General features: G+C 52.2%; 14 protein-coding genes. 5 read left to right on the forward strand and 9 right to left on the reverse strand.

The genetic code is table 11. The annotated features are described in order from the left end of the window. Positions 1-33 precede the first annotated feature (33 nt). Entirely contained in the window at positions 34-1,164 is a 1,131-nt protein-coding gene (locus EYA77_RS09035; protein WP_167816505.1) for a glycosyltransferase, read from the forward strand. A 2-nt stretch (positions 1,165-1,166) separates the two neighbouring features. On the opposite strand, the gene glmS is transcribed toward EYA77_RS09035, so the two are convergent. Genes glmS through EYA77_RS09075 form a run of 8 tightly spaced genes read right to left on the reverse strand, consistent with a single transcriptional unit; the run spans position 1,167 to position 9,479 of the window. Continuing rightward, positions 1,167-2,909: a glutamine--fructose-6-phosphate transaminase (isomerizing) gene (gene glmS / locus EYA77_RS09040; RefSeq protein ID WP_042700285.1), complete on the reverse strand. Its 1,743-nt coding sequence runs from the start codon at positions 2,907-2,909 to the stop codon at positions 1,167-1,169. Position 2,910: 1 nt separating this feature from the next. Next, positions 2,911-4,035 (reverse strand): sugar phosphate nucleotidyltransferase, encoded by a 1,125-nt coding sequence (locus EYA77_RS09045; protein ID WP_095642502.1) that lies wholly within the window; start codon positions 4,033-4,035, stop codon positions 2,911-2,913. Between the two features lies 1 nt (position 4,036). Further along, complete coding sequence (glmU, locus tag EYA77_RS09050; protein WP_167816506.1) at positions 4,037-5,236, reverse strand: bifunctional sugar-1-phosphate nucleotidylyltransferase/acetyltransferase; 1,200 nt, start codon at positions 5,234-5,236, stop codon at positions 4,037-4,039. Positions 5,237-5,239: 3 nt separating this feature from the next. Next, positions 5,240-6,499 (reverse strand): phosphopentomutase/phosphoglucosamine mutase, encoded by a 1,260-nt coding sequence (locus EYA77_RS09055; protein ID WP_167816507.1) that lies wholly within the window; start codon positions 6,497-6,499, stop codon positions 5,240-5,242. A gap of 36 nt (positions 6,500-6,535) precedes the next feature. Further along, a complete protein-coding gene (locus tag EYA77_RS09060; RefSeq protein WP_042700276.1) occupies positions 6,536-7,126 on the reverse strand; it encodes a hypothetical protein in 591 nt (196 codons plus the stop codon). Beyond that, complete coding sequence (locus tag EYA77_RS09065; RefSeq protein WP_042700273.1) at positions 7,123-7,653, reverse strand: cyclase family protein; 531 nt, start codon at positions 7,651-7,653, stop codon at positions 7,123-7,125. Before EYA77_RS09065 ends, EYA77_RS09060 begins: the two co-directional genes overlap by 4 nt. Beyond that, positions 7,654-8,763, reverse strand: coding sequence for a SufD family Fe-S cluster assembly protein (locus tag EYA77_RS09070; protein ID WP_042700271.1), 1,110 nt, complete (start codon positions 8,761-8,763; stop codon positions 7,654-7,656). Further along, positions 8,751-9,479, reverse strand: a complete 729-nt coding sequence (locus EYA77_RS09075; RefSeq protein ID WP_042700269.1) for an ABC transporter ATP-binding protein — start codon at positions 9,477-9,479, stop codon at positions 8,751-8,753. The genes EYA77_RS09070 and EYA77_RS09075 overlap by 13 nt, the downstream gene beginning before the upstream one ends. 239 nt (positions 9,480-9,718) lie before the next feature. Between EYA77_RS09075 and EYA77_RS09080 the strand changes: the two genes are divergently transcribed. The 4 genes from EYA77_RS09080 to EYA77_RS09095 are packed head-to-tail and all read left to right on the forward strand — an operon-like array spanning position 9,719 to position 13,334. Next, complete coding sequence (locus tag EYA77_RS09080) at positions 9,719-9,871, forward strand: hypothetical protein (RefSeq protein ID WP_155897868.1); 153 nt, start codon at positions 9,719-9,721, stop codon at positions 9,869-9,871. A gap of 9 nt (positions 9,872-9,880) precedes the next feature. Next, entirely contained in the window at positions 9,881-10,825 is a 945-nt protein-coding gene (locus EYA77_RS09085; RefSeq protein ID WP_167816508.1) for a ribonuclease H-like domain-containing protein, read from the forward strand. Next, a complete protein-coding gene (locus tag EYA77_RS09090) occupies positions 10,818-13,007 on the forward strand; it encodes a DEAD/DEAH box helicase (RefSeq protein WP_167816509.1) in 2,190 nt (729 codons plus the stop codon). The genes EYA77_RS09085 and EYA77_RS09090 overlap by 8 nt, the downstream gene beginning before the upstream one ends. 33 nt (positions 13,008-13,040) lie before the next feature. Next, entirely contained in the window at positions 13,041-13,334 is a 294-nt protein-coding gene (locus tag EYA77_RS09095; protein WP_042700263.1) for a DUF3566 domain-containing protein, read from the forward strand. 73 nt (positions 13,335-13,407) lie between these two features. On the opposite strand, the gene EYA77_RS09100 is transcribed toward EYA77_RS09095, so the two are convergent. Further along, positions 13,408-14,148 (reverse strand): protease inhibitor I42 family protein, encoded by a 741-nt coding sequence (locus EYA77_RS09100; RefSeq protein ID WP_167816510.1) that lies wholly within the window; start codon positions 14,146-14,148, stop codon positions 13,408-13,410. Positions 14,149-14,557 lie beyond the last annotated feature (409 nt).

A 14,557-nucleotide genomic window follows, 5' to 3' on the forward strand; every position in this document is an offset into this window, starting at 1 on the left:
TAAGTAGGAATCCAGTGCAATGAATTATTGATAATGTATCTGTATTCTCTTCCGGTCGGCGCAGGTCTCATCCTTCTTGCTGTCATCCCCTATATCATATATCTGCTTGGCGTGACATTCGGAAAAAAACCCGCAGAACTGGAGCTGACATCACCAGACACGCTGCCTCCAGTCTCCATTGTTATCTGCGCCTACAATGAAGAGCTGACCATCGCACGCAAGATACAAAGCATCTCTTCCAGCACGTATCCGGATGAACTGACAGAGGTAGTTTTAGTTATCGACTGTTCGGATGATAAAACCGAAGAGGTCGCACGAAGTGAACTGGAGAATGTTGACTTTTCCTGGAAGATACATGTGAATAAGCAGAGATCAGGGAAAAATACCTCTCTCAATACCGGTATCGGTCTTACCTCAAACGAACTGGTCGTCGCAACGGATGCGGATCTGGTATGGGATGAAAGAAGTGTGGAGTATCTCGTTCAAAGGATCCTGGCCGACGAAAACTGCGCGGCAGGGACCGGTGATCTGCAGCCAAATCCCGGCGCGGACCGGATCACCTCTATGGAAAAAACCTACCGGTCATACTTCGGCCGGATGGCGGAATGGGAATCTGCGCATGATGCCACGCCGGCATTCAACGGCTGTCTGCTTATTTTGAGAAAAAGCATCGTCGGCGGAGTCAATGAAACGAGCGGTGCAGATGATGCGAATCTCGCCTATGAAGCTATACGAAAAGGATATCGGACTTTTTATGAAACAAGGGCTGCCATCTACGAAGAATTACCGGAAGATCTCAAAAAACAGTACACCCAAAAAGTACGGCGGGCTAAAGGGCTCATCCAGACGACGCTTGCCAACCGCGATCTGATGAAGATCGACCGTCCCTTCTGCAGGATATTTTATCCGCTTCGGTTCTGGATGTATGTGATAACGCCGACAATGCTGCTGATCGGCGGCGTGATCTTTTCTTTCGGCCTGATCCTCAGCGCGCCGCTCATCTTTCTCCTGCTTGCTCTTTTTTTCCTTCTGCTGAGCGCAGTCAGGCCGGGAAATCTGGTCACTTCCTTTATCACAAACCAGTTCTATCTGCTCGCCGGTCTGTATTCACGGCGCAAAGACGCCGTCCTCTGGAAAAGCACCTCAAAAAAAGTGGGCGAGTAGACTCACTCGACCGTCACGCTTTTTGCCAGATTCCTCGGCATATCGACATCTCTTCCAAGAGCTACTGCCGTGTGATATGCGAGCTGCTGCAGGATCACCGACGATAAAACGACTGCCCCGTACTCTGAAACTGCAGGAAGAGAGATACAGACATCGGCCACCTCGTCAAGATCTTTATCATCTTTTCTTCCAAGAGCGATGAGGGGGGCGCTGCGTGCCTTGATCTCTTTTAAATTCGACATCATCACCGGATACACGGCATCCGGAAAACACATCCCGATGACCGGTGTTTCCGGAGAGAGCAGTGCAAACGGCCCGTGTTTCAGCTCTCCCGCAGCATATCCTTCCGCATGGATGTAGGAGATCTCTTTCATCTTGAGCGCCCCTTCCATTGCAACCGGATAAAACATACCTCTCCCGATATACAGCAGCGTGTCCGCCGCCGTACATAGTTCGACCGCTTTTGAGAGATCCAGGCTAAGGACATCGGGAAGATACCGTCTGATCTCTGCAAGCTCAAATTCGATCTGGTGATCGGAGAGGAGATTTGTGATCTGCATAAATGCCGCGACCTGGGAGATGAAGGATTTGGTTGCGGCAACACTGATCTCAGGACCTGCCCTGGTATAAAGAACCGAGGAGGCGACGCGTGTTATGGAGCTTCCAAGAACATTTGTTACTGCCAGCGTCTGGGCGCCGAGATTTTTGGCAAGTTTGAGCGCTGCTATCGTATCTGCCGTCTCTCCCGACTGGGAAACCCCAATCACCAGATCAGTTCCCGGAGTTGGAAAGTACTTGAACTCGGATCCGAGCACCACTCGTGTTGGGATATGACATACGCGTTCCATCAGATAGGAAAAGACCATGGAAGCATTTGCCGACGTCCCGCAGGCGACGACCGTTACGGAATGTGCGTTTCTGATCTGATCGATGAATTCATTGCAGCGTTTTACTACCGAGAGGGTGTTTGCAAAAGCGTCCGGCTGTTCAAAGATCTCCTTGAGCATGTAATGCTGAAACCCTCCCTTTCTGGCGACGTCAGCACTCCATTCAAGCTCCGTTACCGGACGTGAGACGGGCGCGCCGGCATTATAGATTTCGTATCCGTCTTTTCTGATCACTGCCGCATCCCCGTCCTCGAAATACACTGCTTTTTTGGTATACTCCAGAAGAGGAAGCGCATCTGATCCAAGGATATACTCCTTATCTCCAAGACCGAGCACAAGAGGGCTGCCTTTTCTGGCAGCAACGAGCGTCTCGTTGTCCTCGGCGAGTATCAAAAGAGCATAGGAGCCCTTGAGGATTGGCAGGATAGCCGTTACTGCGGCTAAAAGGTCTCCTGTATACTTTTCTGCGATCAGATGAGGAATGACCTCGGTGTCGGTCTGGGATGCAAAAACGACACCGCGTTCTTCCAGTCCGCGTTTCAGCTCCGCATAGTTTTCAATGATCCCGTTATGGACCACGGCGATCTTTTTGTTCCTATCGACATGCGGGTGGGCGTTTATCTCGCTTGGAACCCCGTGGGTTGCCCAGCGGGTATGTCCTATCCCGATCTGGCCTTCCAGATGGTTCGCAGATGTTTTGGCGTCTGAGATCTTGCCGAGATGTTTGCAGAGTGACAGCGCGGGAGAAAGCGTTGCAATGCCAAATGAGTCATAGCCCCGGTATTCCAGACTAAGAAGACCGCTCGTGCAGACCGGAGCTGCCTGACGGTATCCGATGTAGCCGACGATCCCGCACATCTCAGATCACCATGCTGTTGTCGGGGATCTCTTTTTCCAGCGTCTTTCCGCCCTGGATGGTGACATCGTTTCCGATCACTCCGCCTTTGATGACGGTGAACGGCCCGATCGTCGTCCGGTCGCCGCAGACTGCGCCGAAGGGCTCCGAGACGGTGGAGAGATGATTCATACAGAGACATCCTTCGCCCAGGATCGTATCGACGATCCGGGAGTGGGAGCCGATCCTGCAGTCGTTCATGATGATGCTGTTTTCAATGTAGGTGAAGGGTTCGATCGTGACGCGGGAACCGATGGACGTGTTTGGCCCGATGCATACATGAGGGCCGATCACGCTTCCCTCTCCGATCATCGCCGGCCCGAGAAGTACGGTCCCCGGCCCGATGCTGGTTTTCCTGCCGGCGGCTGCACGTCCCTGTATCGTGACGCTTTTGTCGATACTGCCGGAAATGTATCCCTTCAGATCTTTGAGCAGGTGTTTGTTTACTGAAAGCAGATCTTTCGGATAGATCGCATCCTGCCAGTCATTTGCTGTGACGACGGAGATCCGCATCCCTTCGTTCATCCGGTTCTGCAGGGACTCGGGTATCGTATTCTCCCGGATCTTCAGAATAAATTCCTGCGTGAAGATATAAATCCCGCAGCTGACCAGCGAACCCGGTTCAACACCAGCCGGTTTTTCCATGATTCCTGTCAGTCTTCCGTCATCTCTGGAGATCACGCCGAAGTTTGCGGGCGATGAGTGGGGTGCGACAAGCAGGGCATTTTCTTTATCCATTATGGCCCGCAGAGATTGCGGATCGACGTAGTTGTCTCCGGCAAGCACAAGTGTCGTTGTATGGATATACTCCTTAGCGCGTGAAAGGGCATGCGCCGTTCCCAGCTGTTTTTCCTGGACGACCACGTTCACGGGGATCGGATAGGTGTTCAGGAACGTCATCACCTGTTCCTTTTTGTATCCGACAACTACTGTGATATCACGAATGCCTGCGGCAACGACCGAGTTGAGAACATGTTCGAGAATGGGCCGGTTTGCGACCGGGAGCATGACCTTCGGACGGTTTTTTGTCAGCGGACGAAGTCTGGTCCCTTCTCCGGCAGCAAGGATGACCGCCTGTATCTCCGGCATCTTACCTCACCACCGTGTTGTTTGCGATCGTTCCTGTGACAAGGGTGTGGGGAGCGACTTTTGTTCCGCTGCCGATCGAGGATCCGGTATTTATGGAACAGTTGATCCCAAACAGGACATCATCTCCGATAACGGCGCCGAACTTCTTTCGTCCGGTGGACATCCCGCCCACTTTTACCGGCCCGTGATCGTGACGAAGATTGGCGATCTTTGTTCCGGCGCCGAAATTACATCTGCTTCCGATCACACTGTCGCCGATGTAATTGTAATGCGGGATCTTTGTATCATCAAAGATGATGGAGTTTTTTATTTCGACCGCATGACCGATATGACAGTTGTTTCCGATCGTCGTTCCTGGCCGCAGATATGCGTTGGGTCCGACAACGGTGTTTTCGCCGATAATACAGGGACCTTCGATGTATGTTCCGGATTTTATGACGGAACCCTTTCCAAGGATCAGCTGACCTTTGACGATCACATTTTCCTCGATCGTCCCCGCTTTTTCTCCGGTCAGATCCAAAAGGAGATGTTCGTTTGCCGTCAGCATGTCCCAGGGGTAGCCGACATCCATCCATACAGATAAGGGATACGCTTTCAGCGTTCTGTCTCTGATATAATCGGTCAAAGCATCGGTGAGTTCATACTCCCCGCGGGAAGAAGGCGCGATCTTTTTCAGGATGGAAAAGATCCCGGCATCAAAGAGGTAGGCGCCGGCGTTGATGATGTTTGATTTCGGGCGAAGGGATTTTTCTTCCAGAGAGGTGATCGTTTCGCCTTCTACCGTCACCACGCCGAAGCTTTCCGGGTGTGTCGTCGTCGAGGTGGCCATAACCGGACATGGAAGACTGATGATCTTCTCCAGGTCGGATCTTTCGAGGATCATGTCCCCGTTCAGCATCAGAAACGTGTCATGAATGAACGGTTCGACGGAGCGTAAAGCGTCTGCCGTTCCCAGCTGTTTTCGCTGAACCACATACTGTATCAGGACATCGAATGCAGCCCCGTCCCCAAACCAGGTCCGGATCGCCTCTTCATGGTAGCCGACAACAAGGTAAATCTCTGTGATGCCGGCATCACGCACATTTTGAATAAGATGTTCAAGCATCGGTTTTCCGGCCAAAGGCAGCATGACCTTTGGGCGTGATGTCGTGAGGGGACGCATACGGGACCCTTCACCTGCGGCGAGAATTACACACTGCATATATTACTCCTTGATCTGGCGAATAGCATCGCGGATCCTGTTCATTCCTGCATCCAGCATCCGTTTTGCCTCTTCATTGGTTTTTCCTTCGGCTGTACAGCGGATCTTCGGCTCGGTCCCGCTTGCGCGGATCAGGCACCATCCGTTTTCTTCAGTGAGCCTGATCCCGTCTGTGGGTTTGTCCGCACCAAGTCCCGACAGGATCTCTTTTGCATGCGGCGTCTCCAGAGCATCACGAAGGATGGTATATCTCGGCATCGAATCAAGTTCCTCTGCCACATCCCATTCCCCTGAGATCTCGGCGAAAAGTGCCGCTGCATAGGGTCCGTCGGGACAAAGCGAGTGTTTCGGGAAGATCCAGCTCCCTGACGGTTCTCCTCCAAACGTTCCCCACGAAATGAGTTCCTCTGAAACAAAACTGTCGCCGACCGGCGTCCTTCTGACCTCGGCGATCTCTTCGATCGCCATAGAAGCGTCAACGGTGGTCACGACCTGTTTTGCATCCAGATACTTTGCAAAGAGCATGAGAAGATGATCGCCGTCAACGTAGCGTCCGCGGTTGTCGAATGCCATCATCCTGTCGGCATCCCCGTCATTCACGACCGCACAGTCGGCACCGACGCTTTTCATGAGTTTGGGGATATGGAGAAGGTTTTTCTCCAGCGGCTCGGACGGGCGTGCGAATTTTCCCGAGGGGTCACAGTTTACGGAAATGACCCGTGAGCCTGACTCTTCAAAAAGCTTCGGCGTGATCTGTCCGCCGGCTCCGTTCCCGCAGTCGACGACGACCAGAAGATCTTCCGGGATCCGGACCGAAGAAAGGATCGCCTCTTTGTGCGGAGTAAGAAGGTCGCCATTCGTTAATGCTCCCTGCTCGTCCCACCTGCTCCACGCAGGCCGATCTACTGCATCTTCGATCTCTTTTTGCTGGGCGAGAGTATAGGAAGATCCGTCGGACCGGAACAATTTTATTCCGTTGTAGGGCTCGGGGTTATGGGAGGCCGTTATCATGACGCCCGCGTCGGCAGATCCGGCGCCGAAAGCAACGGTCGGCGTTGGGCAGATCCCTCCGTATATAACGTCCGCCCCGCCGCTTATGAGCCCTGAGATCACGGCATGGGCAAGGATATCCTTGCTGGTTCGTGAATCGGTTCCAAGAACAACGTGTTTTGCAGTTTGTGCAACGGCCGCTCCGACGTTTGGAGCAAGGGAAAGAAGGCGCTGATCAAACATCTGTCTGATACCGGACGAACCAAAAAGCATAGTGATTGTATTTACGTGTTTTATAGAATTAAATTATTAGGTCCCGTAGGGACACCAGCATTTTTTTCCAAGAAGAGCGGCGACACCCGTGCATGAGGGGCCGAGAAACAGCAGTTCTTTTTCCAGTATGACCGCTTGGTCGATCTCTTCTAAAAGATCCGTATCCAGCAGGGCATCACCGGTCACAAGAACAACCTCCGCCTCTTCCAGAAGTAATGCCTGATTGAGTCCGGGTATGTCGCGGCCAAGGATGTACACATTTTTTCCCTGGAGCTCCATGATGAGCTCCTCACGGCAGTCCTCGAAGTTTACTGTCGGGCAGGGGCAGAGTTTTCGAATCAGCATGAGAAAACCTGCGACCGCCGTCAACGCTCCTGCAGCGGCGGCTTTTGTTTTTGCGGTTTTCAGCGGAGCATCATACAGATTTTCGAGCCGCATTTTTGCACAGAACGGGTCTGTTGATGAGATCTCGGCGATGCGTCCGCCGAAACATACCTGCAGACAGCGGCCGGAACAGAACTGACAGATGTGGTTCTCAGGCCGGCTTATATAGACAAGGTCGCCGTCTTCGGCACCCATTCCGGCAGCAACTTCGTGCAGTTTTTTAACAGCATCATGTAATATCATAGCATATCATCCAGTAAAACAACTCGTGCGGGCGAAGCGTCCGCCCCTTCGATTTTTAGCGGCAGAGCGATCATCTGATACACGCCGTCGCAAATTTCCGTGAGGTCGAGCATCTCGATGATGACGATCGCATTTTTCAGTAAAAACCGGTGAACATCATCATCCCCTATCGAAGGGGTATCACACCCAACTGTTTTGACTCCTTTCATCAGGAGGAGTTCAGCCGTTTCCAGAGATAGGGGGACGGCATTTTTAAAAAGGACCGCCTTACAGTTTTGTGTCGGCTGAAGGGGAGAGGTTACGATCTCTGCAGGAAGTATCAGGTTTTTCAGATCCAGTTCGTCAACGGAAAATCCATTTTCAAAATAATGTGCGGGGGCATCGATGTGGGTGCCGGTGTGCGTGCCAAGAGAGAGGGAGGAGATGAAGGCATCTCCCGTTTTCATCCTGGTCAAAGAAAATTCCGGGTCTCCGGGATACACATACATCTCAGGATGCAGACCGACACTCACATCATGGATCTTCATCTAAAATCCGTTGTCAGCCGAATCGATCGCATTTTCGATCTGCTTCTGGAGGGCATCCGGCAGACCTTCGATCCTGACATCCAAGAATCCGCGGATGATCGTCGCCGTAGCTTCTTCCTCCGAAAGTCCGCGTGCCATGAGATACTCGATCTCATCTCTCGCGATCTTTCCAACAGCCGCCTCATGAGAAAGTTCGATGTCGACGACACGGCCGTCGATCTCAGGGATCGCGTGCATGACCCCGTCTTTTAGGATCAGTCCGCGGCACTCGATGTGCCCTTTCGTCTGCGGGACCTCGGCGATGATGGCGCCGCGGGAGATGATCGTTCCGCCGTTTGTAATGGCGCGGGTGATCAGTTCGGCGCTGGTGTTCGGCGCCTGAAGAACGGCTCTCGATCCTGCATCGATGTATGAGCCGGTTCCGGCGACGATGACGCTCGAAAAGCGGGCGACCGCGCCTTCACCTTTGAGAAAAGCGGTCGGATACATCTGGACCATTTTGGTCGGGCGCATACAGACGTAGTTGGAAAGGAACGTTCCTCCCTCTTCGACGACGGTCGCCGTACGCGGGAAGACTTCGATCTCTTCGCCCCAGGTATGGATCATCGTTGAGGTCACTTTGGCGTTTTTCCCGACATATATCTCATTGATCCCGTAGTGGGCGCCCTCTTTTGTTTTCAGAGAGCTTGCGCATCCTGCGATCAGATGAACTTCTGCCCCTTCCTCGGCAATGACGATGTTGTGCACGGTCTGGATCGTGTCTCCCTGCAGGAACATGCAGCTCTGAAGCGGGAAGGTGGTTTTCGCCCCTTTATGGGCGATGATGACATACCCTCTCTGCGGGTGGTCTGCGACGTATTTTGTGTACTGATCTTTGTCTTTTGGGACGAGGTTCCAGCAGTATTCTTTAAGCCACTCGTATTTTTCGAGTGCTTTTTCGATCATCAGCACCTCAACACCCTCTGTCTGGGAACCGGCGTGAAGGATGTGGTCATTTACGAGGAGGAAACTTCCTGCACGTCCTTCCATGGAATCGGTATGGATCCCTGTCAGGGCAAGGCGTTCTTTATCTTCGGGGCTGATCCCCGAGAATCCATTCATTTCCGGCATGCTATACAGTCCTTATATCCTGATGTTTTCACACTTTTAAGAATTTCACGCGGGTTTCCGGTGCACTGCAGATATCCGTCGATCAGAACATACCCGACATCCGCTTCAAGATAATCAAGGATGTATCCTGTGTGCGTGATGATGAGTCCTGATTTGGTACGGTTTTTCATGTGGATCTCCTTTTCCAGAAGGGATGCGGCGGCGTTTCCAAGAAGTGCCATATTTTCCACATCCACACCGCTTTCCGGCTCGTCGAGCATTACAAATGACGGATTCTGAACGGTGAGCTGCAGGATCTCGCTGCGTTTGATCTCGCCGCCGGAGAAACCTGCATTGACATCCCTGTCGAGGAATTTGGTCATGTGCAGTTTTTCCACGATGACCGGTATGCGGGCCTCATCGATGTTATTTGTCGCCGCAATGAACTTTCCAAGTTTCAGACCGGAAATCGTCGGAGGCCGCTGAAACATGATGCCCATTCCGAGTTTTGCACGTTCGTGGACAGGTTTATGCGTAACGTCGACGCCGTTGAAAAGTATTTTGCCGGCGGTCACCTTGGAGGAGGCAAAGCCCATTATCGTACGTAGAAGAGTGGTTTTTCCTGAACCGTTTGGACCAAGGAGGACATGGGTCTGTCCATCCGGCACGATCAAAGATATCCCGTGCAGAACTTCACGTCCGCCAACTTCCACATGCAGGTTTTCAATCTCAAGCATGAAAAATCAAGTAATTGTTTTGTCGTCTGTAATTGTAAAGATGTGTATTCAGACCCGCGTTTCTGGCCTGGAATGCCTGGTTTCTGTCATTTTTTTGCAGGGTGATCTGCGCCATATGCGCATCCTGATACATAAAATACCCTCATTTTGTGGTTATTTTACCTCAGTAAAAACGGGTCCCGAGGCATTATCGCACCGCGCGGTTTGGGGTATATATACTTCAGGGTCGATTTTTGTGTATGACGAGCATTGCATTAAACTCGATCGCAAAACGTGCAGAAGGATACACCGTTATCCAGAGAAAAAATCAGCTCTCAAAGCTCTGCTGGTTTGCGTCAGACCGGTGTGAATCTGGAATGATGGAAAAGGATCAGGATTACCTTATCTGCTGAAACGTTTGTATGCAGGTACTCAGCAAGGCATTCACTCCCGGTATTTTTCTGAAGACCGAGACCAGCAAAAGATGTCCGGGCGGTCTGCCCGGAACAGTTGAGATGGATACACCGGATGGTGTATGTCTTGCAAAAGAGACCGTCTGGCCGTGTCCGGAGTACCGGATCTCTGAAGACACGATTCGAAATCGCTGCATGCAGGAACTGACACTGATTCCGGGCATCGGTCCGGCACGCGCCGACGTGCTGCGCAAAAAAGGATCCAGGTATCTGACCGATCTTGGACATACCGTCTGGAGAGACAGTGCATATGAGATCGCAGACGTGATCCAAAATGGATCGCCCTCTGAGATCTTTGGCATCTTTCAGGATGCTCATCGCGGAAACGACCCGCTTCTTCTGGGGTTTTCCCATGCACTTCCGGGAGAGGAACTGCTGTACTTCGATATCGAAACGCTTGGCATGTTTCAGTCGCCGATCATTCTGTTCGGCTGCGGTTTTCGCAAAGGAACAGAGCTTACGGTTGTCCAGTACCTTCTCAGGGATATCGAAGATGAACCAGCCGCTCTGAGTCTGACGGCCAGGCTTTTTAAAGAGCATTCCCATGTTGTCACGTATAATGGAAAAGGTTTCGATGTTCCTTATCTGAACAATCGTCTCTCGTATTATGGTGAGAGGACGGTGCACCCTGACCTTCATTTCGATCTGCTCTACCCGACACGGCGGTTATACCGTAGTGCCCTTTCGGACTGCTGTTTAGGAACGGTGGAAACGTATATCCTGAAAAAACCCCGGGCAGATGATCTTCCGGGATATCTGGTCCCGGCGTATTATCAGAAGTATCTTCGTACCCGGGATGTCTCAAACCTCACGCCGATCATCGAGCATAATGAACTCGATGTGGCAAATCTCGCTCTCCTTCTCTGTACCGAATGTGAGGCAGTCTATGGATGACCAGGATATGTATGTGACCTGTGAGGAGGCACGGGATCCGAGATATCAGATACCTGCCTGCCCAGTTTCTGAAAAACTCTCCCGGTATCTTGCAGAGAAAAACATCAGACTCTACACGCATCAGGCGCAAACCTTTGACCGGGTGTCGGCCGGAAAAAATGTCATCCTCACAACACCTACCGCTTCGGGCAAAACCCTGGCTTATGTCCTTCCTGTTCTGGAACGGCTCATCAGCGATCCGGATGCTTCCGCCCTGTTCATCTATCCGACAAAAGCCCTGACCCGTGATCAGCTGCTCTTCATTCAGGATGCCGATGCAGCTCTTCGCGCCCGCACAAAACCCGCGATCTATGACGGAGATACAAAAGCGGAGCTGCGGCCAAAGATCCGCGCAGGATCGCGGATCATCCTCACCAACATGTATGAACTCCATCATATCCTTGGATGGCGGGCAAAATGGGGGGATTTCTGGGCGAACCTTTCCTTTGTTGTCATCGATGAGGCGCACAGATATCGGGGGGTCTTTGGCTCGAACACCGCGCTTCTCTTGAGAAGAATGCGCAGGATCTGTAATTTTTATGATGCCGATCCCAGGTTCATTCTTTCCTCTGCCACATTGGGCAATGCAGCCGCGTTTGCCGAAACGCTGACCGGCCTGCCGTTTACCGAGGTCGATGACGACGGCTCCCCGCGAGCCAGACGGACATTCCGGATCTGCGCGCCGGAAAACACAAGCAGTATCACCGCCGCGGCGGATCTGATCACATCCCAAATAAATGCAGGCATGCAGACCCTGTGCTTCACCCGCTCGAGAAATGCCGCCGAGATCGCCGCCGTTGAGTGCCGGTCGCGTCATCCTTCCGGCCAGGTCGCCTCATATCGGGGAGGGTACCGCCAAAATGAGCGTAAAGAGATCGAGTCGTCACTGAAATCAGGAGACATCTCCGGGGTCATCAGCACCAATGCTTTGGAAGTCGGCATTGATATCGGCAGTCTTGACGCTGTTGTCATCTGCGGATTTCCCGGGTCGATGGTCTCCGTTCTCCAGCAGGCTGGGCGTGCCGGAAGGAACGGGCGGGACGCGGTCATCACCTTTGTCGCCGGCAGTAATCCGCTCGATCAGTATTATGCGCGAAACCCGGAAGCGTTTTTCAAAGCGCCCTGTGAAGAAGTGATCCTCGGTCCGGACAATCCGTATCTTCTCTCCTCTCATCTGTTGTGCGCTGTCGCCGAACTTCCATACAGACCGGAGCGTGACCAGAAGTATTTCGGCGATCTTGCAAACGAAATTCTCGCGGGTCTCAAAAACGACCGGCTCGTTTCCAGCACGCCGAAAGGGTATGTGTACTGCGGTGTGGAAAATCCCGCCCAGACAACACCGCTTTTTGGGATGACCGGAAATGCCTGGTCGGTGCGTCTGGACAAGACCCTCCTTGAGACCATGGATGAAAATCAGGCATACCGTGAGGCATACCCCGGCGCCGTTATCCTCCATCAGGGTCAACGGTATCGTGTTCAAACCGTTGACCAGGACAACCGGATCATCAGAGTCGAGAAAACAGCCGACACCTGTCATACACGACCGATCTCAACTACGGAGATCACCATCTCGTCCAGAGAAAAGACCAAAAGACACAACGACCTCCTTGTGCATTTCGGCGAGGTGATGGTCTCGTCACAGATCCTTGGCTACTCTGTACTAGAGTATGATCAGATCACTGCGAACTGTGAACTCAGTCTGCCTCCGCGCAGATTCGTGACAAAAGCCTGCTGGATCACGATCGACGATGACTGCGGCATCAGACCGGAGGCCCTTCCCGGTTCACTGCACGGGACCGAACATGCCCTAATTGCCGCCATGCCGCGTTTTGTGATGTGTGACCGGTCTGACATCGGCGGCGTATCCACACCGTTTCACAGCGACACAGCCGCCCCGACGATCTTTTTGTATGACGGCGTATCCGGCGGCATCGGTCTTGCAGAAAAGGCATCGGAGCTGTTTCCCGACATCCTGACCTTTGCCCGCGAACTGGTTGACGGCTGCCCCTGCAAAGAGGGGTGCCCTTCCTGTCTCCACTCGCCAAAATGCGGAAACAACAACCAGCCGCTGGACAAGGCGGGCACAAAACACCTCCTTGCCTATCTGGAAACCGAATCCGGAAAAACCGTTGTCTATAAATAATTCAGATGTAAATTCTTACTATAGGTATAAACCATGAAAATTGAGCATATTGGTGTATCTTCCGCAGCATTTGTTTCGGGAGGAGTTCTGTGCGTCCTTACAGCGATCCTTGGACTGATCAAAGGAATCCTGTTGATGTTTGATCTTCAGTTCGACATAGGATTCACCCTTGGTCTTGGCCTTGGCGTTCTTGAGATTTTAGTCTACTTTATTGTGTACGCGATCGCCGGATTCATCATCGGCTCAGTTGCCGGCGCGATTTCGGCGGCTGCATACAACAAAACCGTCAAACTCTTCGGCGGACTCGAGATCACACTGAAAGAATAAAAAAAGATCTCAACCGTTTTCCTCCTGAAAAAAGGGGGAAAAGTTGGCCCCTATTTTTTTATTTTCTCTCCGGTCAAACGAACGTCAGACCAAAGAAGAAGAGATTGATCGGATCCTGTCCTGACCGCTGACATGCTGCTTCAAACTGATAGGTCCCTGCTTTTTTTGCAGTAACATACCACACATATGTTCCGCCGGCGCCGACAAGACCCGCGGTTGTGTCGGCGATGTATTCGTCCTTGAGAACGGTCAGTTCGTTCTTAGGTGACGCCTGCCAGTAATATCCGGTCGTCGGGTTTCCTGCAGTGCAGATCTTTACGACTTCTCCGGCTTTCGGGTTCACCACGCCGTTAAACAGTACGGTCAGCATGTTTTCACCGGCAAAGTCATCGTTTTCCGCCTCGGAAAACACTAACGTCTGGGTGACAGTCCAGATCGGGGCCGTATCAGTTTCCCAGGGCCGTTCATATCCTGCTTTGAATGTATAGGTTCCTGCTTTTTCTGCAGTCAGTGTATAATACTGGCAGCCTCCTCCGCCGGTCCAGCCTTCGGGGATCGGTGTCGCCTTATACTCTTCTTTGACGATCAGTCCGTCACTTTCCATAACCGTCCAGCTGTAGCCGGTCGTGGGATTTGCCGGAAGAATAAAGGTCATTAAGGCATTTACCGGAACCATCATTCCTTCTTTTTCTACCGTTACGGTCAAAACCGGATCATCGATTTGTACGGGGACATCCGGGGAAATACACCCGGCAGAAAACATGCAGGAGATGACCAGACATGCTCCGATACCCATCAGAATCATTTTGTTCATGATGAATGATGGAACAAACTGGTATAAGAATATTCTTTAGAAAAAAGGGGGGTCATCCCTCATCGGGAGCGGGTTGGCGACCAAGCGAGGGCCGTAGACCCGAGTCGGAGAGCAAACCTAAGGTTTGTGAACAAGTCGACGACCTTAGCGGAGCAAATCAAAGATTTGGTCGCAACTCTATCGACTTGCTCAGCTGAGGGACCTAAAGGTCCCCGCCTCGGCTGAGGTCGTCGACTTCGTCGCCAACCCGCCTCCGCTAAGGGGGAGCCTGTTCGCAAATCAGAGATTTGCTCTCCGCTTCGCTTCGCTCACTTGTTCGCAAATCAGAGATTTGCTCTCCGCTTCGCTTCGCTCACTTGTTCGCAAATCAGAGATTTGCTCTCCGCTTCGCTTCGCTCACTTGTTCGCA

Source organism: Methanocorpusculum sp. GPch4 (assembly GCF_012062385.1).
In the GTDB taxonomy this organism is placed as follows: Archaea; Halobacteriota; Methanomicrobia; order Methanomicrobiales; family Methanocorpusculaceae; genus Methanocorpusculum; species Methanocorpusculum parvum.

Coding starts and splice junctions, on each gene's coding strand:
- glmU (WP_167816506.1), bottom strand. CDS start 5,236: ATGCAGTGTGTAATTCTCGCCGCAGGTGAAGGGTCCCGTATGCGTCCC.
- EYA77_RS09085 (WP_167816508.1), top strand. CDS start 9,881: ATGCAGGTACTCAGCAAGGCATTCACTCCCGGTATTTTTCTGAAGACC.
- glmS (WP_042700285.1), bottom strand. CDS start 2,909: ATGTGCGGGATCGTCGGCTACATCGGATACCGTCAGGCAGCTCCGGTC.
- EYA77_RS09065 (WP_042700273.1), bottom strand. CDS start 7,653: ATGAAGATCCATGATGTGAGTGTCGGTCTGCATCCTGAGATGTATGTG.
- EYA77_RS09070 (WP_042700271.1), bottom strand. CDS start 8,763: ATGCCGGAAATGAATGGATTCTCGGGGATCAGCCCCGAAGATAAAGAA.
- EYA77_RS09075 (WP_042700269.1), bottom strand. CDS start 9,479: ATGCTTGAGATTGAAAACCTGCATGTGGAAGTTGGCGGACGTGAAGTT.
- EYA77_RS09095 (WP_042700263.1), top strand. CDS start 13,041: ATGAAAATTGAGCATATTGGTGTATCTTCCGCAGCATTTGTTTCGGGA.
- EYA77_RS09055 (WP_167816507.1), bottom strand. CDS start 6,499: ATGCTTTTTGGTTCGTCCGGTATCAGACAGATGTTTGATCAGCGCCTT.
- EYA77_RS09035 (WP_167816505.1), top strand. CDS start 34: ATGTATCTGTATTCTCTTCCGGTCGGCGCAGGTCTCATCCTTCTTGCT.
- EYA77_RS09090 (WP_167816509.1), top strand. CDS start 10,818: ATGGATGACCAGGATATGTATGTGACCTGTGAGGAGGCACGGGATCCG.
- EYA77_RS09100 (WP_167816510.1), bottom strand. CDS start 14,148: ATGAACAAAATGATTCTGATGGGTATCGGAGCATGTCTGGTCATCTCC.
- EYA77_RS09045 (WP_095642502.1), bottom strand. CDS start 4,035: ATGCCGGAGATACAGGCGGTCATCCTTGCTGCCGGAGAAGGGACCAGA.
- EYA77_RS09060 (WP_042700276.1), bottom strand. CDS start 7,126: ATGATATTACATGATGCTGTTAAAAAACTGCACGAAGTTGCTGCCGGA.
- EYA77_RS09080 (WP_155897868.1), top strand. CDS start 9,719: ATGACGAGCATTGCATTAAACTCGATCGCAAAACGTGCAGAAGGATAC.